Below are 18,273 nucleotides of genomic sequence, written 5' to 3' on the forward strand. Positions count from 1 at the left end.
CTCACTTGGAAGAACGCATGTCTCCCTTATTCCTCCAAGAACTGTTGTATCCCCCCCATCATTACTACCATTTACAAGCGGAGTTTGTAGGTACGGACTCGTTGTTCTCCGCTTGCGATGTCCAGAATCCGGAGCTCCACCAGTTTGTGCAATATTCGTCGGGTATGCCGGTCGCTTACCCTAAGATGGGCGGCAAGCTCCAAGGGGGTTATCGGGCGTAGAAGTCGCCGGGCAAATCGCACAGCTTCAGCCTCCAGCCAGCTTAATGATGCAGGTACATCGGTTGCAACGAATCTGCCGACGAAGGATAGGATGAGCTGCTGGCACTGCTTTGGCTCTTCGACGATGGAGGGATAGGCTATGGGAAGGAATGTCCAGCCATCCAATGCCAATAAACAATGGCGGCGGCATAAATCCTTAAACCTTCTGACGTCCAGATCGCGGGCATGCGGCCCGTACCCTTGTATTTCGATGCCTCCTCTAGCATCACCTGGCATATAGGCGAGGTCCAAATAACGATAACCATTGCTGAAATCGCGTACTTCCCATTCAGGATGCAAGTCATTGAAATGACCGATCGCTGGAAACCATACGGAACGCAGAAACTCGACGGTGCCATGGCCTAGGCCTTTATTAAGGATTTCGAGCCTGCGGGGATTCTTTTCATTGAGGATATTCGTGTGTAACCAGAGCTCATATTGTTGATCGAACCGTGACATGATCAGTTACCCTCCTCAGTATTAGACAGAATGCGATTTTCTAGAAAATAAAAAAGCCGCCCCATACAATGCACCCAATCCTTCATTGGGGCACTTTGCATAGAAGCGGCGTGTTCTTCACGTCCTTGTGTTGGCTAGTATAACTTGTGTTTTGCGGGTTTAGCAATAGGTATTGTTCTCATGTTTGAATGGATACCGATATTCGGATCCTAATTACAGAAGTCTATATCGACCATGAAAAAATGCCCCTGATGAGAAGCCGATGCAATGCTGCCTAAATCATGGGGCTTTTTTATTGGTTTCACTATAAGCCTCCAAGCAGACATCAGATGAAACTCGTTTCTTTCGGTACCTCTGGTACGAGCTCATTGGTATAAGAGGGGAGGTGAAGTATCCAACCAGCACTAGCAATTGAAAACCCAAATAACTTTGAGATATTCACCGAATTAGGCTCTGAGCCAATTATCTTTCGGCACCGATTATCTGATCTTGTCTGGGAAGCTTCATGAAGTATCCCAACCAGCAAAAGCGATTAAAAACTCAATGACTGCGACATATCTCCTCCACAAGGCATGATGGACACTGAGGAGACACGGAACGATAGTTTGTTTAATATGACGTCATATATAATGAAAATAACTATTTTTTGAATATATATTGTGTATTATATATTTATGGTGTACATTAATTACAACCGATTCATATTTAACATGCTTAATTGGAGGTGAATCGAACCCAAAGAGAAGAAGCGGAAATGGAGGTTCGGTCTGTAGGTAAGCAGGAAGCACATGGCTGGGAAGTTCTGAACACAAATCTGATACCAAGAGAGGATGAGTGAAGCATGAACCATTCCGTTAAAAAGGTGAATATGGGTGTCATCCTATGCAGACATTGCAACGCTCTAATCGATACGGTGGATACGAATCGAATCGCGACCTTTTATGGCGTATGCAATCAACCGGAATGCCGGCAGCAGCGCAGCGCTACGAATGCGTCGATACGTGATGTAACAAAAGAAGAGTAAATGGACAGGAACCGGCTATTATTCTCAAGTGAACGCGCCACTTTTATGTGGTGCGTTTTTGTGTTATGCGAATACGGCGAGGATCTACCCGGCTTGGCAAAAAAGAGCTTGTAGTGCGCTTGACTCGCTTTGGCTGCTTCCGGGTTAACCGTGTTGATCATCTGCGCCGGGGATGAATTGGCACGGTCTGCCCGATGAAAAGTGGCCCTTAAGGATGCTTATCCATCATGCTAAGATGGAACTGCAATTCCCATTTCCGACAGGACCAGGACCCCTTCATGTCTTTCACTCTCGAAGGGTTCCATTCATTTTATATCTAACGAACAGGAGGTTGTCAGTTTATATGAACATATTTGTTGCAGGCTCTACGGGAGTCATCGGCCAGCAGCTGCTTCCCAAGCTGGTGCAAGCCGGTCATGAGGTTACAGGCATGACCCGCAATAATCAGGGTAAAGGGTTGATCGAATCCTGGGGAGCAAGAGGGATCGTTGCGGATGCTTTTGACCGCGAAGGAATGATCGCCGCAATCGGGGAGATCCGGCCGGATGTCATTATCCATCAGCTTACTTCGTTAAGCCAATGGAATCTGGAGGACAATGCCAGGATTCGGATAGAGGGAACGCGTCATTTGGTGGAAGCCGCCCAAATCCATGGCGTTAAGCGAATGATTGCCCAGAGCATTGCTTGGGCGTACGAGCCGGGAGAGCATCCCGCCACCGAAGACGCCCCCCTGGATGTCCAAGCGCCTGCACCTCGCAAGTCGACGATAGACGGTATCGTATCGCTGGAGCATGCCGTTGCCCAAATGCCGAGCCACGTCATTCTAAGGTACGGAATGTTCTACGGACCCGGCACGTGGTACGACGCCAACGGGATCATGGCGGAAAAAGTACGAAGTCGAGCTCTGCGGGCAACGGATGGCGTTCAGTCCTTTCTCCATGTCGAGGATGCGGCGCTTGCTGCTCTGCTGGCATTGGACTGGCCGTCAGGCCCGGTCAACATCGTTGACGATGAGCCTGCTGCGGGAACGGCATGGCTGCCGGTGTATGCCGATGCGCTGGAAGCACCAGCTCCAGCCTATCAAGCAGGGAGCAAGCGCGGCGAGCGCGGCGCATCCAACGCCAAAGCCCGGAAGGAGTATGGCTGGCAGCCGCTCCATCCCACGTGGCGAACCGGGCTAGCGCAATCGCTGAGGTGAAAGAGCTTAACTGTCCGCCGCCAGGCTGGCGTTTAAGAGTCGATACGCTCGGAGTATGCTATTCCCCTTTCTCGCGTTCATTTTTCTGCATGAACAACTCCCTGATGTAACAGGTTTTTGTACATCGTGCGCACTGCTCCCTGCGCGCACGATGCGTGGTTCGGGGCGTGCTTGGATGGCTGGTTGCCATATGCCTTTCATGAAGGATCGCTATTTTCGGTAATATGCGTTTCCGTCGAATAATGCGTATTCATAGACGTTAACGGATCTCGCCTTTCTTGTGGTGATAGATCCCGAAGATGAGAGAGCTCCTTGTTGATATGGGAATGAAAAGAAAGCTATAGTTAATAGAGGAAATTCATGGCCATGAGAAAACAGGCCGGGCTCCAGCTGAGGTGGAATTACCATAGAATAGGGGCCGGGCTCCAGCTGAGGTAGACTTACCATAGAATAGGAGCTGGGCTCCAGCTGAGTGGACTTACTAGAATAAGGAGGGGACCGCATGACAGAACGGCTGCCATGCCGAAGCGAAGGATGTTCGGCAACGATATTGCCGGCAACCGCGGCCAAAACCGGCGGTTATTGCATGCCGTGCAAGCAGGAGATGGAGCGCGCAGAACGGCAGCGTTACATAGAACAGCACCGGAGAGATATCGACTTGTACGAGGGGATAACGGACCCGGTAGAGATCCTTAAGATCATGCATGCCCCGGTGAAGCGGGATCCATTAATCCGATATATTCCCTATCATCTGAAAAGTGAAGAGGTATATTCCGCTTTATCTGAGGGTGACGCCGACCGCATGCTGAATGCAGCCCTTGAACTGCTCGAATCGGGCGATGAGGACACCTGCCAGGAGATTCTTGTGTCCCTGATCTGCTATCGGGACTACTCGCTTGAATCCTGCATACCGATACTGCTGGAGCGGGGGATCTATTACCCCGGCATTTTGTTCAAAGATGCCCCTGCCCGAGGCCGGGACCGGATGCTTCAATTCGTTGAGCAGGACAGGGAGAACCGCAACCATCTGCTGTTGGCCTTGGCTTGGATCGGCGATGATCAGGTTGTGCGCCAATTTCAAGAATGGAGGTCCAATCCTCCATCTTGGGCTAAGGAGCTGTATGTTCCGCCTGAAGCTTATGCGCATGAGGGGGGCTGGGAGCTCACGGAGAATGGGAGCAAGCGCCGACTATTCTACCATGACAGCTACGCCATAGCGAAAAAAGTGCCAACAGAAAGCACCTATGCAGTTGAACCCGAGCCCGCACAATTTTTGAAGGAGGATTCCGCTTCCTGTCCATGGTGCGGAAGCAGCCTGACCATTTTGGCGGATCTGGACATCAGCCATCCGAAGCTTCGATTCCTGGGGTTGTCCGGAGAGAGGCTTCGTGTGAGCACCAGCGTGAACTGCAGTTGTTACGAAACGATATACATGGATGTGGATTTTCACGGAAAATCCGAATGGAGCCAGACTAATATTAAACCGGAATATGTGCCTGGGCCTGATTCCGGGGAGGATGAGCGAAGCTTTACGTCCGCGGGACGCTCCTTGCGGATTGCGGACAAGCCTCGCAGCAGCTATTATGCCGCCTATTGGGCGCTCGGTCCGGCGGTCTCGCAAATCGGCGGTTATCCGGCTTGGATCCAGGACGCCGTCTATCCTTCCTGCCCTTGCTGTTCCCGAAGCATGACATTCATCGGGCAGCTGGATTGGGAACAGATCGAGGAGTACGGGGAAGGCATCTATTATATGTTCCTGTGCGCGGACTGCAAGGTCACGGCAACTCTATTCCAACAAACATAGGCTGAATCCTGCCATGTTTGAATAACGGCTTCCTGCTATCAGAAAGCGAGTATACTATTTTTTCCCTACCATCTTTTGATATGGTATTATATACCATTATAGATTGAGAATGGAGGCCTCATTCATGAAGAAAATGAATGGCAGAGTAGCTTTTATGTTAGTGACGATACTATTAGCAGTCAATTGTACGGTGCTTGGCGCTGCGGGAGCGGCGGAAGCAACGAATGTAGATTCCCGCTCCATACCGGTAAGCGTGGCTGGGGGCAGCGGACATGGTGTTGCGGCATGGAGCGACGGCTCCGTGACCGCCTGGGGTTATAACAAGTCAGGTCAAGTAGGTGACGGGACCAGCATTCATCAATTGGTGCCCAAGCAAGTCGCGGGTCTGACTGATATTGTTCAGGTGGCGGCAGGCGACAATTCTTCATTTGCCTTGGACAAGAACGGGGACGTGTGGGCTTGGGGCGATTATTACTCGCCTTATATTAACGGGGATCCGTTGTTGCCTTTCCAAAAAAGGGGAGGGCTGATCAAGCTGGAAGGACTTAAGGATGTAGCCAGCCTGGCCATTTCAAACCATGGTTCTGTCGCATTGCATAAGGATGGGTCTGCAACGATATGGAGTCCGACGTTTGATCCGAATGATCATTTAAAGATGACGGTGAAATACTTTCCTATCAAGGGAGTCACGAATGCAAAAACAATAGTGGTCGCCGGACATGAGGCCCTGATTCTCGCTAAAGACGGCAGCGTCGATATGTTAACGGTATATAATAGTTTCTACGACCGGTTCCGCCTGGAACGCGAGTTTCGCGAAGTTAAACCGCTGGTTGCTTCCTCCATTACCGGAATCGCCGCGCATTGGTATGACGTGTTTCTGCTGCATGAGAACGGAACGGTGCTGCGGTGGAATGTGAACACGAAGCAGCAAGCGCCGGCTGCGGTGAAGGGATTAAACGATATCCAAGAGATAAGAACGGGGAACAACCGTTTATTTATGCTTAAAAACGACGGCACGGTCTGGCAGTGGAATTACAACGATCCGACGGCAAAGCCTTTCCGATTGAAAGGTCTGACAGGTATAACGGCACTTTGGGGAAGCAAGGGATATACCGGTTATGCAACCAATCAGGACGGCAAGGTCCTGGCTTGGGGAGAAGAGAAATATCAAGGCAGCGGCTCGCCTAACGAGAACGAAGGGAATCCGGTCATGGTGCAGCCTCCTTTATCTTGGACGGTAAACGGACAAACGGTTAGCTTCTACGGTTCTTCCGCCATGGTGGAAGGCAAGCTGTATGTACCGTATAATAGCGTATTTGAAGCCCTGGGGATCAAAGTGAAGCGCGGACAGTCCAATCCGGATCCGAAACAGGGAAAACAGCGGTTTCCGATTTGGTCTTTCTCTTATGGCGGAAATACCGTATCCATTAAATCCAGTGATCCCGCCGTTGTATTGGTGAACGGGAAGGTGACGCGAGAAGATGCAAGCGTTCCATTCCTGGCGAATTCGACCATGTTTCCATTGGAGTTGATCACATCAAAGCTTGGCATTCCGATGTCCTGGAATAAGACGACAGGCGAAGTGATCCTGGGGAAAACGCCATAAGAATAGGATGAAGGCACGCCCAAACGGCGTGTCTTTCGTTATTTTGAGGAACTGCATCCATAGGAACTGTATCCATAACGATAAATAGAGAGCTTCCAAAATAATTGGCGTATGGGCTGGAAGCGCGCCACTGTTCGTGGATATTCTAAAAGATCGCCACCCCGTTTCCGAGGGAAGCGATCTTTTGTAGTTTGAATTACTATCAGTGGGCACCTTTAGCGCCTTTGGTCACGGCCCAAAAAATAAGAGCAACAGCGCTGACGGAGGCCCCGAGCACGCATACCCCATGCCAGCCGAAGTGTGCGTAAACATGGGTCGAAGTTACGGAACCGGCAGCACTTCCGATGGAGTAGAACATCATGTAGCCGCCAACGATCCGACTGCGCGCCTTCGGCCGCAATGCAAAAATCATGCTCTGATTCGTGACATGCACGGCCTGTACAGCCAAGTCCAACAGAATAATGCCAATGACCAAGGCGAACAGCGACCGTTCCGTGTAGCCGATGGGCAGCCATGACAGCAATAGCAGGAACAATGCAATTCCCGTCGTTCGCTGTCCATAACCTCGATCGGCCAGCTTACCGGCCTTTGCTGCAGCCATTGCCCCGACGACGCCCACGAGGCCGAACGCCCCGATAGCCGAGTGCGAAAGGGATAGCGGCGGCGAGCTCAGAGGCAGTACCAATGGGGTCCACAACATGCTGAAAGCCGTAAAAATCAGCATAGCCAACACAGCGCGGATACGTAATAGCCGTTCTTGCAGGAACAACATCCATACCGACTTAAGCAGTTGAGCATAAGAAAGAGTCTTTACCTTGCGCGCAGCATTTGGCAGCACCTTATATAATGCGTAAACCATGAGCAGCATCAACGCAGCCGAAACCAAATAAACGAAGCGCCATCCTGCAAGATCCTTCAGGATTCCCGAAACGGTTCGCGCAAGAAGGATCCCAATCACGATTCCACTGGTTACCATGCCGACGACACGCCCTCTTTCGGCAGGGGCAGCCATAGTTGCCGCGAATGCTACGATGGTCTGCGTCACAGCGGCAAGCAGTCCTACCAAAGCCAACCCTGCGAAGAGCATCGCACCGGAGGAAGCAGTACCAACGATAACCAGAGCTGCTGCGGAGATCGTTATCTGACCGATAATCAATCGGCGCTGGTTCAGCAAATCTCCCAGAGGTACGAGCAGCAGCAGTCCCATTGCATAGAAGACCTGCGTGACGGTAATCACAATGCCGATGATGGAATAATCCATGTTGAATTCGATTGACAGCTGATCGAGCAGCGGCTGTGCAAAGTAGATGTTAGCAACCGACATGCCGCAGGCAATCGCAAACAATAACGTCACGTAACGAGTCATTGGAGCAGCATAAATGCCTTCAGACGAACTTGGCGCCCCCTGTGACGTATCAGCCCCCGTTTCGTTACGGGCCGCTTTTTTATCCAGCATTCCCTCCATTTTCATATTCAATCCTTTCGTTTTTTGTTTACCGATCGGTATAATAAAATCATCGATAAATATATCCCACAATGACAATTCATGTCAATACGTTTATTGAAATGATTAGAATTATACTTTCGGGTGTTGATATAGATGTAAAAATCGGATGTTCGGTGTTTGACAAAAGCATTCGTAGATCTTAAAATTACTTTACTGATTGGTAATGAAATTAAACTATTTGCTTACCGCCTGTGATCATCGAGCTTCCTTTAAATCTAAAGTAACGAGAGGTAATTAACGATGGGACGAGTCCGCGAATTTGATGAAGAGAAGGTATTGGATGCCGCGATGCAGCTGTTTTGGGAGAAGGGATATGAGGCTACTTCATTAAGCGATTTGACCTCCAGAATGGGCATTCAGCGGCCCAGTATTTACTCTGCGTTCGGAGACAAAAAAGAGCTGTTCGAAACCGCGCTGCGCAAATACACGAGAGGGCATGCTTCCGAGGTGCGAACCAGGCTGCAAAATCATCGATCGGTCAGGGATGCGTTTCGAGCCTATTTTGAGAATGTAGTGGATGAGGAATACGCCGAAAGCCGCAGCCGCGGATGTTTTTGCATTAACACGATGGTCGAGCTTGCGCCTCATGATGAGAAATTTGAAATTCTGACAAGGGAGCATCAGATGTATCTGGCGGTCATATTCCAAGAAACCATTGAACGGGGCATACAATCGGGCGAGCTTGCGAAGGGCACAGACGCCAAAGCTTTATCGCAAGCGCTGATCGTATCCTTGATTGGGCTGACCGTGATGTTGAAATCCCGTCCGGAGCGCTCTTTCGTAAACAATACGATAGAGGTGACTCTTACATTGCTTAAATAGGATGCTTTCGAGGGTCATGCGTTACGAGTTGTTGCAGCCGTCCAACCATAGTAAACTGTTCTAAAAAAACAATAGTAGGTGTTTCGATGAATATGAACATACGGACGGGACGGATAGAAGACCTTCAGGAAATCATGGCTTTGGTTGCACGCTGCGTTACGTTTATGCAGGCTGGAGGCAGCGATCAATGGGATGATCAATATCCGAACCGGGAGGTAATCGGTGAGGATTTACAGCGCGGAACGTTGTTTGCGGCTGAAGGCGAAGGCCGTATTTTAGGGATCGTTGTTCTCGACGAATCGCAGGCAGAACAGTACCAAACCATTAGCTGGAAGCAGGACGAGGGACCGCATCTTATGATGCATCGCCTTGCCGTCGATCCGGAAGCACACGGGCAGGGCATCGCGCGAACATTGGTAGCTTTCTCCGAAGAGTACGGCGCGCGCCAGGGTTACCGAAGCTTACGACTGGACACCTATGCCAAGAATACGGCTGCGCTTAAGCTGTATCAAGGCTTAGGTTATGACCTGCGGGGAGAAGTGAATTTCCCGGATAGAGCAGCAAGCTTTCCGGTATTCGAGAAGGTGCTTGGATAAACAGGCCGTGGAGCAAGCCTGCTATGGATCAGCGTGTAACGCGGGTCCGTGGCGGGCTTTCGTCGTTTATAGGCAAACAATAATTACGACCATGGCGATGGGGCTTGACCGGATGCCCATTTTGCATTCTATTTAGATTTTTTTCAAAATAGGTATTGCAATTGGATGCAGGTATAAGTCATAATGTATTTAGATGAAATTCTAAATAGAAATATGGGTGATGCACATTGGGGTTTCCGGAAACATTCAAGGCGTTATCTGATCCGGTGAGACGGGACATCCTGGTTATGCTCAAACGCGGCAAAATGTCAGCCGGAGAGATCGGTCAGCATTTCGATATGACCGGGGCGACCATCTCGTATCATCTGTCGCAGCTGAAGAAGGCCGGACTGATATTTGAAACAAAATATAAAAATTATATTTACTATGAGATCAACGTATCCGTCTTCGAAGAAATCATGCTGTGGTTTTCACAATTTAACGGGGGGAAACAAGATGAGGAAAAAGAATAGCTCGATGCTGGTTTTAACAACGCTGATATGCTTATTGCCAATTATTTTATCGATGACGCTGTACAGCCAATTGCCTGAGCAGGTGGCTGTTCACTGGAATGCGGCGGGCAATCCGGATAATTATGTGCCTAAGGCGGTTGCGGCGTTTGTGCTTCCGTTGATTACGGCGGTTATTAACGTCATTGTCAATGTGGGGCTTAACAACGATCCTAAGAAAATGAACGCTGCCCCGGTTTTAAGAACGATGGGTCTATGGCTCATCCCCGCACTGTCTCTCATTCTCATGCCAATCACGCTGTTTAAGGCTATGGGGGCCGAGCTGCCGATCCAGACGATTGCACCGGCTCTAGTGGGCATGCTGCTCGTGATCACCGGCAATTATTTGCCGAAGAGCAAACAGAACTATACGGTGGGCATCAAGCTGCCTTGGACGCTGAACAGCCAGGATAATTGGAATAAAACGCATCGTTTTGCCGGGTACCTGTGGATGGCAGGCGGAGCGTTCATGATCCTGACGGCGTTTCTGAAGGTGAACCTTGCCATCGCCATCGTCCCTGTCATTATTCTGATCGCGGCGGCTCCGGCGATTTACTCTTTTTCTTTGTTTAAAAAGGGCGTGTAACGGACGGGGCTGTAACAGATGAACAATATTGCGAACGGCAACAAGCTGACTCCATAATGTGGGTCAGCTTGTTTATTTTACGGCATAGCTTGTGACGGCTTATTTGCCGTATGGGTTAATCGTCTCGATGGTGCCGTCCTCGTTGTAGGTCAGCTCGGTAAATTTGACGCTGCGTTTGTTGTCTGCTCCGCCGGACAGGGAACTGTCATGGTAGAAGAGATACCATTTGTCCTGGAACTGAACGATGGAGTGATGGGTCGTCCAGCCGATAACGGGTGTCAGAATCGTGCCCTTGAACTCAAAGGGGCCCGTCGGACTTTCACTCGTGGCATAGACGATTTTGTGCGTTGATCCGGTGGAGTACGATAGATAGTAGATGCCTTTGTATTTATGAACCCAAGGCCCTTCAAAATATCTTCGCTCTTCATCCCCCGCAACGATCGGGTTGCCCTTCTCATCCACGATGGATATTTCTTGGGGCGACTCCTTAAAAGTAAGCATGTCGTCGCTCAGCTCAGCGACCCGCGGTCCGATGGCAGGCGCATCTGCTGCAGGTCCCTCCGCATCCGGAATGTGTGAACCGGTCTGCCATTGTTCCAACTGTCCGCCCCAGAGACCGCCGAAATAAATATAGGCCCGGTTATCGTCGTCCACGAATACGGCAGGATCGATGCTGTAGCTGCCCGGAATGTAATGGGGCTCCGGCTTGAATGGACCGGAAGGCGAAGAGCTTGTAGCTACGCCAAGACGAAAAATATCGTCATGGTCCCTGGCAGGAAAATATAAATAGTAAGTGTCGTTCTTGAAGGCAGCATCCGGTGCCCACATTTGCTTCTTCGCCCATGGAACATCCTTCACATGAAGGGCTTCGCCATGGTCCACGCATGGAGCATTCACATCCTCCATCGAGAGAACGTGGTAGTCCTCCATGTCATATTGGTCGCCGTTATCATTGGACGTGTTCTCGTGATCCAGGTCGTGGGATGGATAAATATAAATTTTACCCTCGAATACGTGGGCGGAAGGGTCTGCGGTATAGATATGGGTTACGATCGGTTCGTTAGGCTTTACGGGCTTGGTCATCACATGTCCTCCTCGATTCTTGCATTGTAAGCGCTTGTATTTATTTTATCAGACGCTTTCCACTCAAAAAACCTAATAAAATTAGGTTTTTCACCTAAAAATATTAGATCTTTTGGGATAAAGGGGAGTCGGATATAATCAAGCATAGAAAAGACAGGAGGTGCATGATGCAAAAATACTTGTCCATTCTCTCGGAGCTGGAAACCAAAATTTCGGAAGGACAGTATCGTCCGGGGCAGAAGCTGCCTTCCGTGCGGCGTGCGGCAGCCATGTACGGATGCAGCATCAGCACCGTACTGCGGGCATACGCCGAGCTGGAGAAACGGCATGCGATTTATTCCGTATCCCAAAGCGGGTATTATGTGGTTGACCGTCCGAAATCGGAGGAGGACGGGAGCGTTCATGCGATGATCGATTTTTCTTCGGCCTCCCCGGACGTGAATGTATTCCCGTATTTGGATTTTCAACATTGCCTGAACAAGGCGATTGATACCTATAAATATGAGCTGTTTACGTATGGCGATACGCAAGGGATGGAGAAGCTTCGCCATACCCTGGTCTCTCACCTGGCCGGAAATCAGGTGTTCACTACCGCCGAGAGAACCGTGGTCACTGCAGGCGCTCAGCAGGCGCTCGAGATCTTGGCGAAAATGCCGTTCCCTGGCGGAAAGTCCATCATTCTGGTGGAACAGCCCAGCTACAATAACTACCTGAAGTTTCTGGAGAGCGAGGGGTTCCCCGTTATCGGAATCGCGCGCACGGCAGCTGGCATCGACCTGCAGGCTTTGGAGGAGCAATTCCGAACCGGACGCATTAAATTTTTCTATACGATGCCGAGATATCATAATCCGCTGGGCACTTCCTACGGCGCCGAGCAGAGGAAGGCCATTGCAAACCTGGCGACCCGATATCGCGTTTATATTGTGGAAGACGACTATATGGCCGATTTAGGCGAAGAACGGGGATACGATCCAATCTATGCGTACAACAGATCCTCGCACGTGGTGTATCTGAAGAGCTTCTCAAAGATCGTTTTTCCCGGACTGCGATTAGGGGCCGTCGTCCTGCCGGAACGATTGCTCGAAACGTTCCATGCCTACAAAAGTTACGGGGATACGTCGCTGCTTTCCCAAGCGGCACTCGAAATTTATATCAGCAACGGGATGTACGAGCGGCATAAACAGAAAATTTACAGCCAGTACGAAACCCGAATGCAAGCTTTGAACGCTGCGGTGCAGCGGATCGAGGGGACCGGGTTCATTGAAGCCGTGCCCGGCGACGGCGGTATATATCAGCTGTTTAAGCTGCCCCAGACCGTGAACCTGGAGCGGTTGATCAAGCGGCTGAAGGAACGGAACGTTCATGTGGTGTCCGGCAAGCTGTTTTATCTGTCCGACTACCTGATGCGCGAGAAGTTTATACGTATCAGCATTTCCAGAGCGCGATTGGATCAGATCGAGGAAGGTGTTCGTGTTATAGAGGAAGAAGTAAAGCGGGAGATCGGAAATCTGTGGTAATGCCATATGTGTAACGAAGGAGCGAGGCTTGCATGGAGTCTAAAGAAAAAGTGTACAACACGGCGGTCGAAGCTACGCTGGAGGTCATTGGCGGAAAGTGGAAACCGGTCATTCTCTTTCATCTTACTTTCGGCAAAAGGCGAAATAGCGAATTTTTAAGCCTGATTCCCCAGATCACCCAGAAAATGCTGACACAGCATCTGCGGGAGCTGGAAGAGGAAGGCGTTATAGTACGCAAAACGTACAATCAGGTTCCACCCAAGGTGGAGTATGAACTGAGCGAGTATGGCTGGAGCCTGAAGGAGATTCTTCATCTGATGTGCCGATGGGGAGATGCGCATATCGAGCGAAAATACGGCGAGTCCGCAATCGTGCTGGAAAAGCCTGCGCTTGAAGAAACGCATTAACCTGCAGGAGAAGAGCCGGCTATTCCTCTTATAGTCGGCTCTTCGTCATGCAGGTTGCGCGTTCGCTTATGGAATGACTTTACGCCGCCGGAGCTCGTCAAAGATGTTCATGAACATGGCCTCCGTATCGACATACTCATGAAACCCGAAGCGGCGGGCCTTCGAGCCGTCTGCAAAGAAATCATAATCCCAGGAGAACACGAAATCACCGAACTTCCAGGATGAAACCTCTTCATAATCGTGCTTCGCAAGCCCATGCTTCTCAATCATGCGATTCCAAACCGGCTCTTTATCCGCCATGACCGTTTCCAGATTCATCTGAAGGGGCGGTGCGGTTTCCATCTCAAAATACGATGCGATCTTCGGCCACAATTCGTTCCAGCGGAACAGGTCCCCGTTCGTAATATTGAAGGCTTGATTGGCGCAGCGTTGATCGGTCGCCGCCCAAACGGTCGCCTTCGCGAGCAGATCGGCATCGGTCATCTCCAGCAGGCTGTGATAGGCTCCCGGCTTACCTGGAAAACGCAGAGGAATGCCGAGCTCTTTCGAGATCGAGGCATAGACGGCAATGACCATCGCCAGATTCATCGGGTTTCCAAGGGCGAATCCGCTGACAACGGAGGGGCGCAGCGCGGACCAGGTCCAGGCTTTGCCTTGCTGCCGTACCTCCAGGAAGTTCTGCTGATCCACATTGAACTCCGGCGGCATATGATTCGCATCCGTTTCCCGGGCCGGCGTCTTGAACGGACCGAGATGCGCGCCGTATACCTTATAGCCCTGCATCAGGCTGACATGCTGCAGATTGTCGGCAATGGGCTCGATGGCCTCCACGACATGAACGAGCATGGCCAGATTCGGCGCGACGAGTTCGGCCCATGTTGGCCGGTCCTGATAGGCTGCGTAGAAGATATGCGTCACTTCGGTCAAGGAGCTTAATTTGGCGATCGTATCCTCCCGATCAAGCAGGTCCGCGGAGATATAACGTACGCGGTTCGTGGATTCCCCGCCTCGGCGCGATACGCCGATGATATCCCAGCCTTGAAGCGTCGCAAGGTACTCGATGAGGTTGCGGCCGATCACCCCGTTGGCTCCTACAACCAAAGCCGTTTTTTGCGAATGATGTGAACGTTGATCTGTATTCATATAAGTTCATCTCCTAACGTCATGTTCTTGATTAATGTCATTTTGCACGTTAGGGTTCGGCTTGAGAAGTACGCACTTTGAAGTGATGTAATTACTTTTTGGTAACGTTTAAACAGTACCAGCCCTTTTAACCAAGGAAATATTTGAACTGCATTTATTGAGGACAAGAACTTGCAACGTGTATCCTTATCAATAGCCGTGTAATGCTGCTAAGTGTAGGGCACGATTTGCGTCCGTAAACCAAAAAAAGAAGCAGCTCATGAGCTAACTTCTAAAACCTGCTTTCCTCATCGGATTCTGATAATAGCAAAGACAGAAATTGGACTCGACAGCCTGCTCCCATCGGTGATTGAGCGACCACACCTGCAGTAAAAGGAATCGGGGCATCCATTCCGAAGTATCGAATCAATTTCCAAACTTCACCATCGGATGAGTAGTAAAAGGAAATCGTTTTGTCTTTCTTCGTCATTTTCAAATAAGGATTGCTGACGAATACACGCTCAGAATTACAGTCATCCGAAACACCGTTCCGAGTAACGACGGACACGATGGTTGCATGTTCACCATTGAATTCATAACATAGCTTTGCCCAATTGTTCTCGTCTGCCATCAACATCAAGCACCCGGAATCATATAGATGATGCATGTCTACCTGAAGCTGCGTTATTAGCTGGAATGTTGAATCAACCTGAAGATGAAGATAGGGTGCAGAATGAGCAATATGTTTTCCTGCAGGGTCTTTGAAAAAATCAGCTTTCGATGGAGCATCCATGATGAGCCCGTCATCTGTCGTAAACTCCCAATGTCCAGGTTCATTAAGCCACATTAGTTTCTCTCTTGCTTCAGGATGAAATAAATTTTTACTCATCGCCATTTCTCCTCTTTTACGTATATGATAACCCGGATAGCATCAATTGCAAACTTTTTCCTCATTATCCCATAAGACCCAGACGATTTGAGATCAAGATATCCTTAAACTGGCGGATCCCAAAAAAGACTTCCGGTAATTTCCCGGAAGCCTTTTTATCGAGAGGGATGGTTAATCCCAAGTGCTCGGTCAGATATAGGTAAGAAACAGGGTAGCGATGCCAAAGTAGATAACAAGCGAGAGAATATCGTTAATGGTTGTAATGAGCGGACCGGAAGCCACAGCCGGATCGATCTTGAATTTGAACAGAATGAGGGGGATGACGGTGCCGGCCATCGTGCCCACGATCAGCGTGGCAATCAACGAGCTTCCGACCACAAACCCCAAGTAGAGGTTGCCCTGCCAAAAGTATGCGATCAGGGAAATCAGAATGCCGCACGTCACCCCGATCATCAGCCCGACCTTCAGTTCCCTGGCTAACAGCCGAAACACCAGCGATTTGGTCATTTCTTTGGTGGTCAAGCCTCTTACGATGACAGCAAGCGACTGCGTTCCGGTATTTCCGGTCATTCCTGCAATCATGGGCATGAAGAAGGCCAGCGCCACAACCTGCGCCAGCGTCTCTTCAAATCGGGAAATGATCGTTCCCGAGATCAGCCCGATGAATAAGAGCAGGACCAACCACGGCAATCTTCGATAGGCGGCAACGGTTGCTTTGGTGTTGAAGTCGATGGTTTTGCCTCCGGTGGCGTTCATTTTCCGAATGTCCTCATCGGCTTCCTTAATGACGACGTCCAGGATATCGTCAACCGTAATGATCCCAACAAGACGGTTGTCCTGCTCAACGACGGGGATAGCAACCAAATCGTATTTTTGGATTATGTGCGCAACTTCCTCCTGATCGGCATCCACGGGCACGGACAGCACCCGGCTGTGCATGATGTCCACGATATATTCCTCCGGCTCGGCCAAGATGAGTCCCCGGTAAGACACCACGCCCATCAGCTTCTTGTCATGATCAATGACGTACAGATAGTTGATGGTTTCCGAAATGGAGACGTAGGTTTTCAGCTTCTGGACCACCTCCGAAACGGTGTAATGCTGGGGGATCCACACATAACGGTTCGTCATGATTCGGCCGGCGGTTTCCGGCGGGTATTTCATCAGGTTCAGGACAAATTGGGATTCCTCGTCCCGCATTCCCTTGAGAAATTCGTCCTTCTGCTCGGGTGACAGCTCGTCCAGCAGAATGGCGAGGTCGTCGTTATCCATCAAGTCCAGGATGATGGCCGTTCTCTCTTTGCCCAGCCTGCCCAGAACTTCGATTTGCCGGTCATGCTCCATTTCCTGAATCATGTCGGCCAGTTGTTCCTCGTTCAGAAACTGAAGAAAGCGGGTTTGTTCCGTGTCGCTCAGGTGGCTATGTATTTTTGCCAGGTCATAAGGGAGAAATTCGTCGATGATGCGCTGAAAATCATTTGACGTCTTTGCCTTTAGACTCTCTGTAATGTCCGGCATCCATTGCTCAAGTGTCCGGGAATTCACGCCATGACTCCTCCTTTCTTGTTCCGTCCCATGATAACGAAATGTACGTATTATAGGGTTCACCATAACGACTTGTTGTTAAACAGCATGGATACGGCGAGTGCATGAAAAAAGGATTGGCGAACGAAAAAAGAATCCTCGGCAAGAGTTGCAAACGCTTGCATTTTACAATAAGATATAGGCGCACAAATTCATGAGTAGGGGTGAGTATATGAAATACAGACGTCTCGGGAAAACCAATTTGAAAGTATCGGTAGTCGGAGTGGGAACCTGGCAGTTTGGCGGTGATTGGGGGAAGGATTTCAACCAAAAGGAAGTCGATGCCATCTTGACGCATGCCAAGGAGCTGGGCATTAATTTGCTGGATACAGCCGAATGTTACGGGCCCCATCATATGTCCGAGAATTTCATCGGTGATTTCTTGGCGCGCGACCGCCGCGAGGATTGGGTCATTGCCTCCAAGTTTGGCCATCGATGGCATGAGCAATGGGAGAATGCTTGGGATGCGAAGCAGATCCGAATTCAGCTGGAGGAATCACTTAAAGCCCTTCGTACCGATTATATCGACCTGTATCAATTCCATTCCGGCTCGGATGAAGTGTTCAACAATGATGAGATGTGGACGATGCTGGACAAGCAGGTCCAAGCGGGAACCATCCGAAATCTGGGCATATCCATCGGAAGCAACAGAAATATCTATCAAACCGACAAGGCGGCGGAGGTGAATGCCAGAGCCATCCAGGTCGTGTATAACCGTCTCGATCAGGCGCCGGAGGAAGAGGTTCTCCCTTCATGTTTGAAGCAGGATCTTGGCGTATTGGCGCGAGTTCCGCTTGCGAGCGGCTACTTAAGCGGAAAATACAAGCCTGGCACGGTGTTCAGCGACAATGTGCGCAAGAACCGTGACCAGGATGAGATCGACGCCAAGCTGAAGCTTGTGGAGGAGATCAAGCAGAATGAAGTGCCGGAGGGCGTGAATATGGCCGAGTGGGCCTTGGCCTGGTGCTTGAAGCATCCGGCCGTCAGCTGCGTCATTCCCGGCTGCAAGAGCGTGGAACAGGTGGAGATGAACGCGAAGGCCGTGGAGCTGGATTTGGTGCAGGACGACCATCCGGGAGCCTGGAAATCTTAATACCCGCCCCGAATCGATAGCGAAGAGGGCGATAGCAGAAAAAGCACCCGCGGGTGCTTTTTCTTGTGTCATCCCTATCCTGCCTGCGAACCGGCAACCGTCCGCTTCGCAGGCAGGAATCTGCGATTTTACAGAGCTGGTATAGGGTAATAGACTCACTGTACGGGA

At 50.3% G+C, this 18,273-nt stretch carries 17 protein-coding genes; 11 read left to right on the forward strand and 6 right to left on the reverse strand.

Annotation, left to right across the window (positions count from 1 at the left end):
* Positions 1 to 71: 71 nt before the first annotated feature.
* Positions 72 to 719, reverse strand: coding sequence for a transcriptional regulator (locus JNUCC32_RS02015; protein WP_192570932.1), 648 nt, complete (start codon positions 717 to 719; stop codon positions 72 to 74).
* Positions 720 to 1,560: 841 nt separating this feature from the next.
* On the opposite strand from JNUCC32_RS02015, the gene JNUCC32_RS02020 reads away from it, so the two are divergent.
* The 4 genes from JNUCC32_RS02020 to JNUCC32_RS02035 all read left to right on the forward strand — a co-directional run bounded on the left by JNUCC32_RS02020 (position 1,561) and on the right by JNUCC32_RS02035 (position 6,351).
* Positions 1,561 to 1,743, forward strand: coding sequence for a GapA-binding peptide SR1P (locus JNUCC32_RS02020; protein ID WP_192570933.1), 183 nt, complete (start codon positions 1,561 to 1,563; stop codon positions 1,741 to 1,743).
* A gap of 343 nt (positions 1,744 to 2,086) precedes the next feature.
* Positions 2,087 to 2,941: an NAD-dependent epimerase/dehydratase family protein gene (locus JNUCC32_RS02025; protein WP_192570934.1), complete on the forward strand. Its 855-nt coding sequence runs from the start codon at positions 2,087 to 2,089 to the stop codon at positions 2,939 to 2,941.
* Positions 2,942 to 3,443: 502 nt separating this feature from the next.
* Complete coding sequence (locus tag JNUCC32_RS02030) at positions 3,444 to 4,745, forward strand: DUF1963 domain-containing protein (protein ID WP_192570935.1); 1,302 nt, start codon at positions 3,444 to 3,446, stop codon at positions 4,743 to 4,745.
* A gap of 124 nt (positions 4,746 to 4,869) precedes the next feature.
* A complete protein-coding gene (locus JNUCC32_RS02035; RefSeq protein ID WP_192570936.1) occupies positions 4,870 to 6,351 on the forward strand; it encodes a stalk domain-containing protein in 1,482 nt (493 codons plus the stop codon).
* A 202-nt stretch (positions 6,352 to 6,553) separates the two neighbouring features.
* Here JNUCC32_RS02035 and JNUCC32_RS02040 read toward each other — a convergent pair whose 3' ends face one another.
* The gene (locus JNUCC32_RS02040; protein ID WP_228468969.1) at positions 6,554 to 7,717 is read right to left on the reverse strand and encodes an MFS transporter; all 1,164 of its coding nucleotides are present in this window, start codon (positions 7,715 to 7,717) and stop codon (positions 6,554 to 6,556) included.
* 381 nt (positions 7,718 to 8,098) lie between these two features.
* Between JNUCC32_RS02040 and JNUCC32_RS02045 the strand changes: the two genes are divergently transcribed.
* From JNUCC32_RS02045 to JNUCC32_RS02060, 4 genes are all read left to right on the forward strand, one after another.
* Positions 8,099 to 8,680, forward strand: coding sequence for a TetR/AcrR family transcriptional regulator (locus JNUCC32_RS02045; protein WP_036660054.1), 582 nt, complete (start codon positions 8,099 to 8,101; stop codon positions 8,678 to 8,680).
* Positions 8,681 to 8,766: 86 nt separating this feature from the next.
* Complete coding sequence (locus JNUCC32_RS02050; protein WP_192570938.1) at positions 8,767 to 9,276, forward strand: GNAT family N-acetyltransferase; 510 nt, start codon at positions 8,767 to 8,769, stop codon at positions 9,274 to 9,276.
* A 227-nt stretch (positions 9,277 to 9,503) separates the two neighbouring features.
* Positions 9,504 to 9,788 (forward strand): autorepressor SdpR family transcription factor, encoded by a 285-nt coding sequence (locus JNUCC32_RS02055; RefSeq protein ID WP_015736836.1) that lies wholly within the window; start codon positions 9,504 to 9,506, stop codon positions 9,786 to 9,788.
* Positions 9,772 to 10,410: an SdpI family protein gene (locus JNUCC32_RS02060; protein ID WP_096776169.1), complete on the forward strand. Its 639-nt coding sequence runs from the start codon at positions 9,772 to 9,774 to the stop codon at positions 10,408 to 10,410. Before JNUCC32_RS02055 ends, JNUCC32_RS02060 begins: the two co-directional genes overlap by 17 nt.
* Positions 10,411 to 10,509: 99 nt before the next feature.
* Here JNUCC32_RS02060 and JNUCC32_RS02065 read toward each other — a convergent pair whose 3' ends face one another.
* A complete protein-coding gene (locus tag JNUCC32_RS02065) occupies positions 10,510 to 11,493 on the reverse strand; it encodes a glycoside hydrolase family 43 protein (protein WP_192570939.1) in 984 nt (327 codons plus the stop codon).
* A 167-nt stretch (positions 11,494 to 11,660) separates the two neighbouring features.
* Between JNUCC32_RS02065 and JNUCC32_RS02070 the strand changes: the two genes are divergently transcribed.
* Together JNUCC32_RS02070 and JNUCC32_RS02075 are read left to right on the forward strand one after the other, a co-directional pair.
* A complete protein-coding gene (locus JNUCC32_RS02070; RefSeq protein WP_192570940.1) occupies positions 11,661 to 13,010 on the forward strand; it encodes an aminotransferase-like domain-containing protein in 1,350 nt (449 codons plus the stop codon).
* 32 nt (positions 13,011 to 13,042) lie between these two features.
* A complete protein-coding gene (locus tag JNUCC32_RS02075; RefSeq protein WP_192570941.1) occupies positions 13,043 to 13,417 on the forward strand; it encodes a winged helix-turn-helix transcriptional regulator in 375 nt (124 codons plus the stop codon).
* A gap of 66 nt (positions 13,418 to 13,483) precedes the next feature.
* On the opposite strand, the gene JNUCC32_RS02080 is transcribed toward JNUCC32_RS02075, so the two are convergent.
* The 3 genes from JNUCC32_RS02080 to mgtE form a co-directional block, all read right to left on the reverse strand.
* Positions 13,484 to 14,560: an SDR family oxidoreductase gene (locus JNUCC32_RS02080; protein ID WP_192570942.1), complete on the reverse strand. Its 1,077-nt coding sequence runs from the start codon at positions 14,558 to 14,560 to the stop codon at positions 13,484 to 13,486.
* A gap of 271 nt (positions 14,561 to 14,831) precedes the next feature.
* Positions 14,832 to 15,428 carry a DUF1349 domain-containing protein gene (locus JNUCC32_RS02085; protein WP_192570943.1) on the reverse strand — a complete coding sequence of 199 codons (597 nt, stop codon included), beginning with the start codon at positions 15,426 to 15,428 and terminating at the stop codon, positions 14,832 to 14,834.
* 189 nt (positions 15,429 to 15,617) lie between these two features.
* Complete coding sequence (mgtE, locus tag JNUCC32_RS02090) at positions 15,618 to 16,973, reverse strand: magnesium transporter (protein ID WP_192570944.1); 1,356 nt, start codon at positions 16,971 to 16,973, stop codon at positions 15,618 to 15,620.
* Positions 16,974 to 17,184: 211 nt separating this feature from the next.
* Here mgtE and JNUCC32_RS02095 point away from each other — a divergent pair, with 211 nt between their 5' ends.
* Complete coding sequence (locus tag JNUCC32_RS02095) at positions 17,185 to 18,105, forward strand: aldo/keto reductase (RefSeq protein ID WP_192570945.1); 921 nt, start codon at positions 17,185 to 17,187, stop codon at positions 18,103 to 18,105.
* Positions 18,106 to 18,273 lie beyond the last annotated feature (168 nt).

The organism is Paenibacillus sp. JNUCC32 (assembly GCF_014863545.1).
GTDB classification, from domain to species: domain Bacteria; phylum Bacillota; class Bacilli; order Paenibacillales; family Paenibacillaceae; genus Paenibacillus_AQ; species Paenibacillus_AQ lautus_A.

Excerpts from the sequence above, each read along its gene's own strand:
- JNUCC32_RS02015 (WP_192570932.1), bottom strand. The coding sequence starts at position 719 with ATGTCACGGTTCGATCAACAATATGAGCTCTGGTTACACACGAATATC.
- JNUCC32_RS02020 (WP_192570933.1), top strand. The coding sequence starts at position 1,561 with ATGAACCATTCCGTTAAAAAGGTGAATATGGGTGTCATCCTATGCAGA.
- JNUCC32_RS02025 (WP_192570934.1), top strand. The coding sequence starts at position 2,087 with ATGAACATATTTGTTGCAGGCTCTACGGGAGTCATCGGCCAGCAGCTG.
- JNUCC32_RS02030 (WP_192570935.1), top strand. The coding sequence starts at position 3,444 with ATGACAGAACGGCTGCCATGCCGAAGCGAAGGATGTTCGGCAACGATA.
- JNUCC32_RS02035 (WP_192570936.1), top strand. The coding sequence starts at position 4,870 with ATGAAGAAAATGAATGGCAGAGTAGCTTTTATGTTAGTGACGATACTA.
- JNUCC32_RS02040 (WP_228468969.1), bottom strand. The coding sequence starts at position 7,717 with ATGACTCGTTACGTGACGTTATTGTTTGCGATTGCCTGCGGCATGTCG.
- JNUCC32_RS02045 (WP_036660054.1), top strand. The coding sequence starts at position 8,099 with ATGGGACGAGTCCGCGAATTTGATGAAGAGAAGGTATTGGATGCCGCG.
- JNUCC32_RS02050 (WP_192570938.1), top strand. The coding sequence starts at position 8,767 with ATGAATATGAACATACGGACGGGACGGATAGAAGACCTTCAGGAAATC.
- JNUCC32_RS02060 (WP_096776169.1), top strand. The coding sequence starts at position 9,772 with ATGAGGAAAAAGAATAGCTCGATGCTGGTTTTAACAACGCTGATATGC.
- JNUCC32_RS02065 (WP_192570939.1), bottom strand. The coding sequence starts at position 11,493 with ATGACCAAGCCCGTAAAGCCTAACGAACCGATCGTAACCCATATCTAT.
- JNUCC32_RS02070 (WP_192570940.1), top strand. The coding sequence starts at position 11,661 with ATGCAAAAATACTTGTCCATTCTCTCGGAGCTGGAAACCAAAATTTCG.
- JNUCC32_RS02075 (WP_192570941.1), top strand. The coding sequence starts at position 13,043 with ATGGAGTCTAAAGAAAAAGTGTACAACACGGCGGTCGAAGCTACGCTG.
- JNUCC32_RS02080 (WP_192570942.1), bottom strand. The coding sequence starts at position 14,560 with ATGAATACAGATCAACGTTCACATCATTCGCAAAAAACGGCTTTGGTT.
- JNUCC32_RS02085 (WP_192570943.1), bottom strand. The coding sequence starts at position 15,428 with ATGAGTAAAAATTTATTTCATCCTGAAGCAAGAGAGAAACTAATGTGG.
- JNUCC32_RS02095 (WP_192570945.1), top strand. The coding sequence starts at position 17,185 with ATGAAATACAGACGTCTCGGGAAAACCAATTTGAAAGTATCGGTAGTC.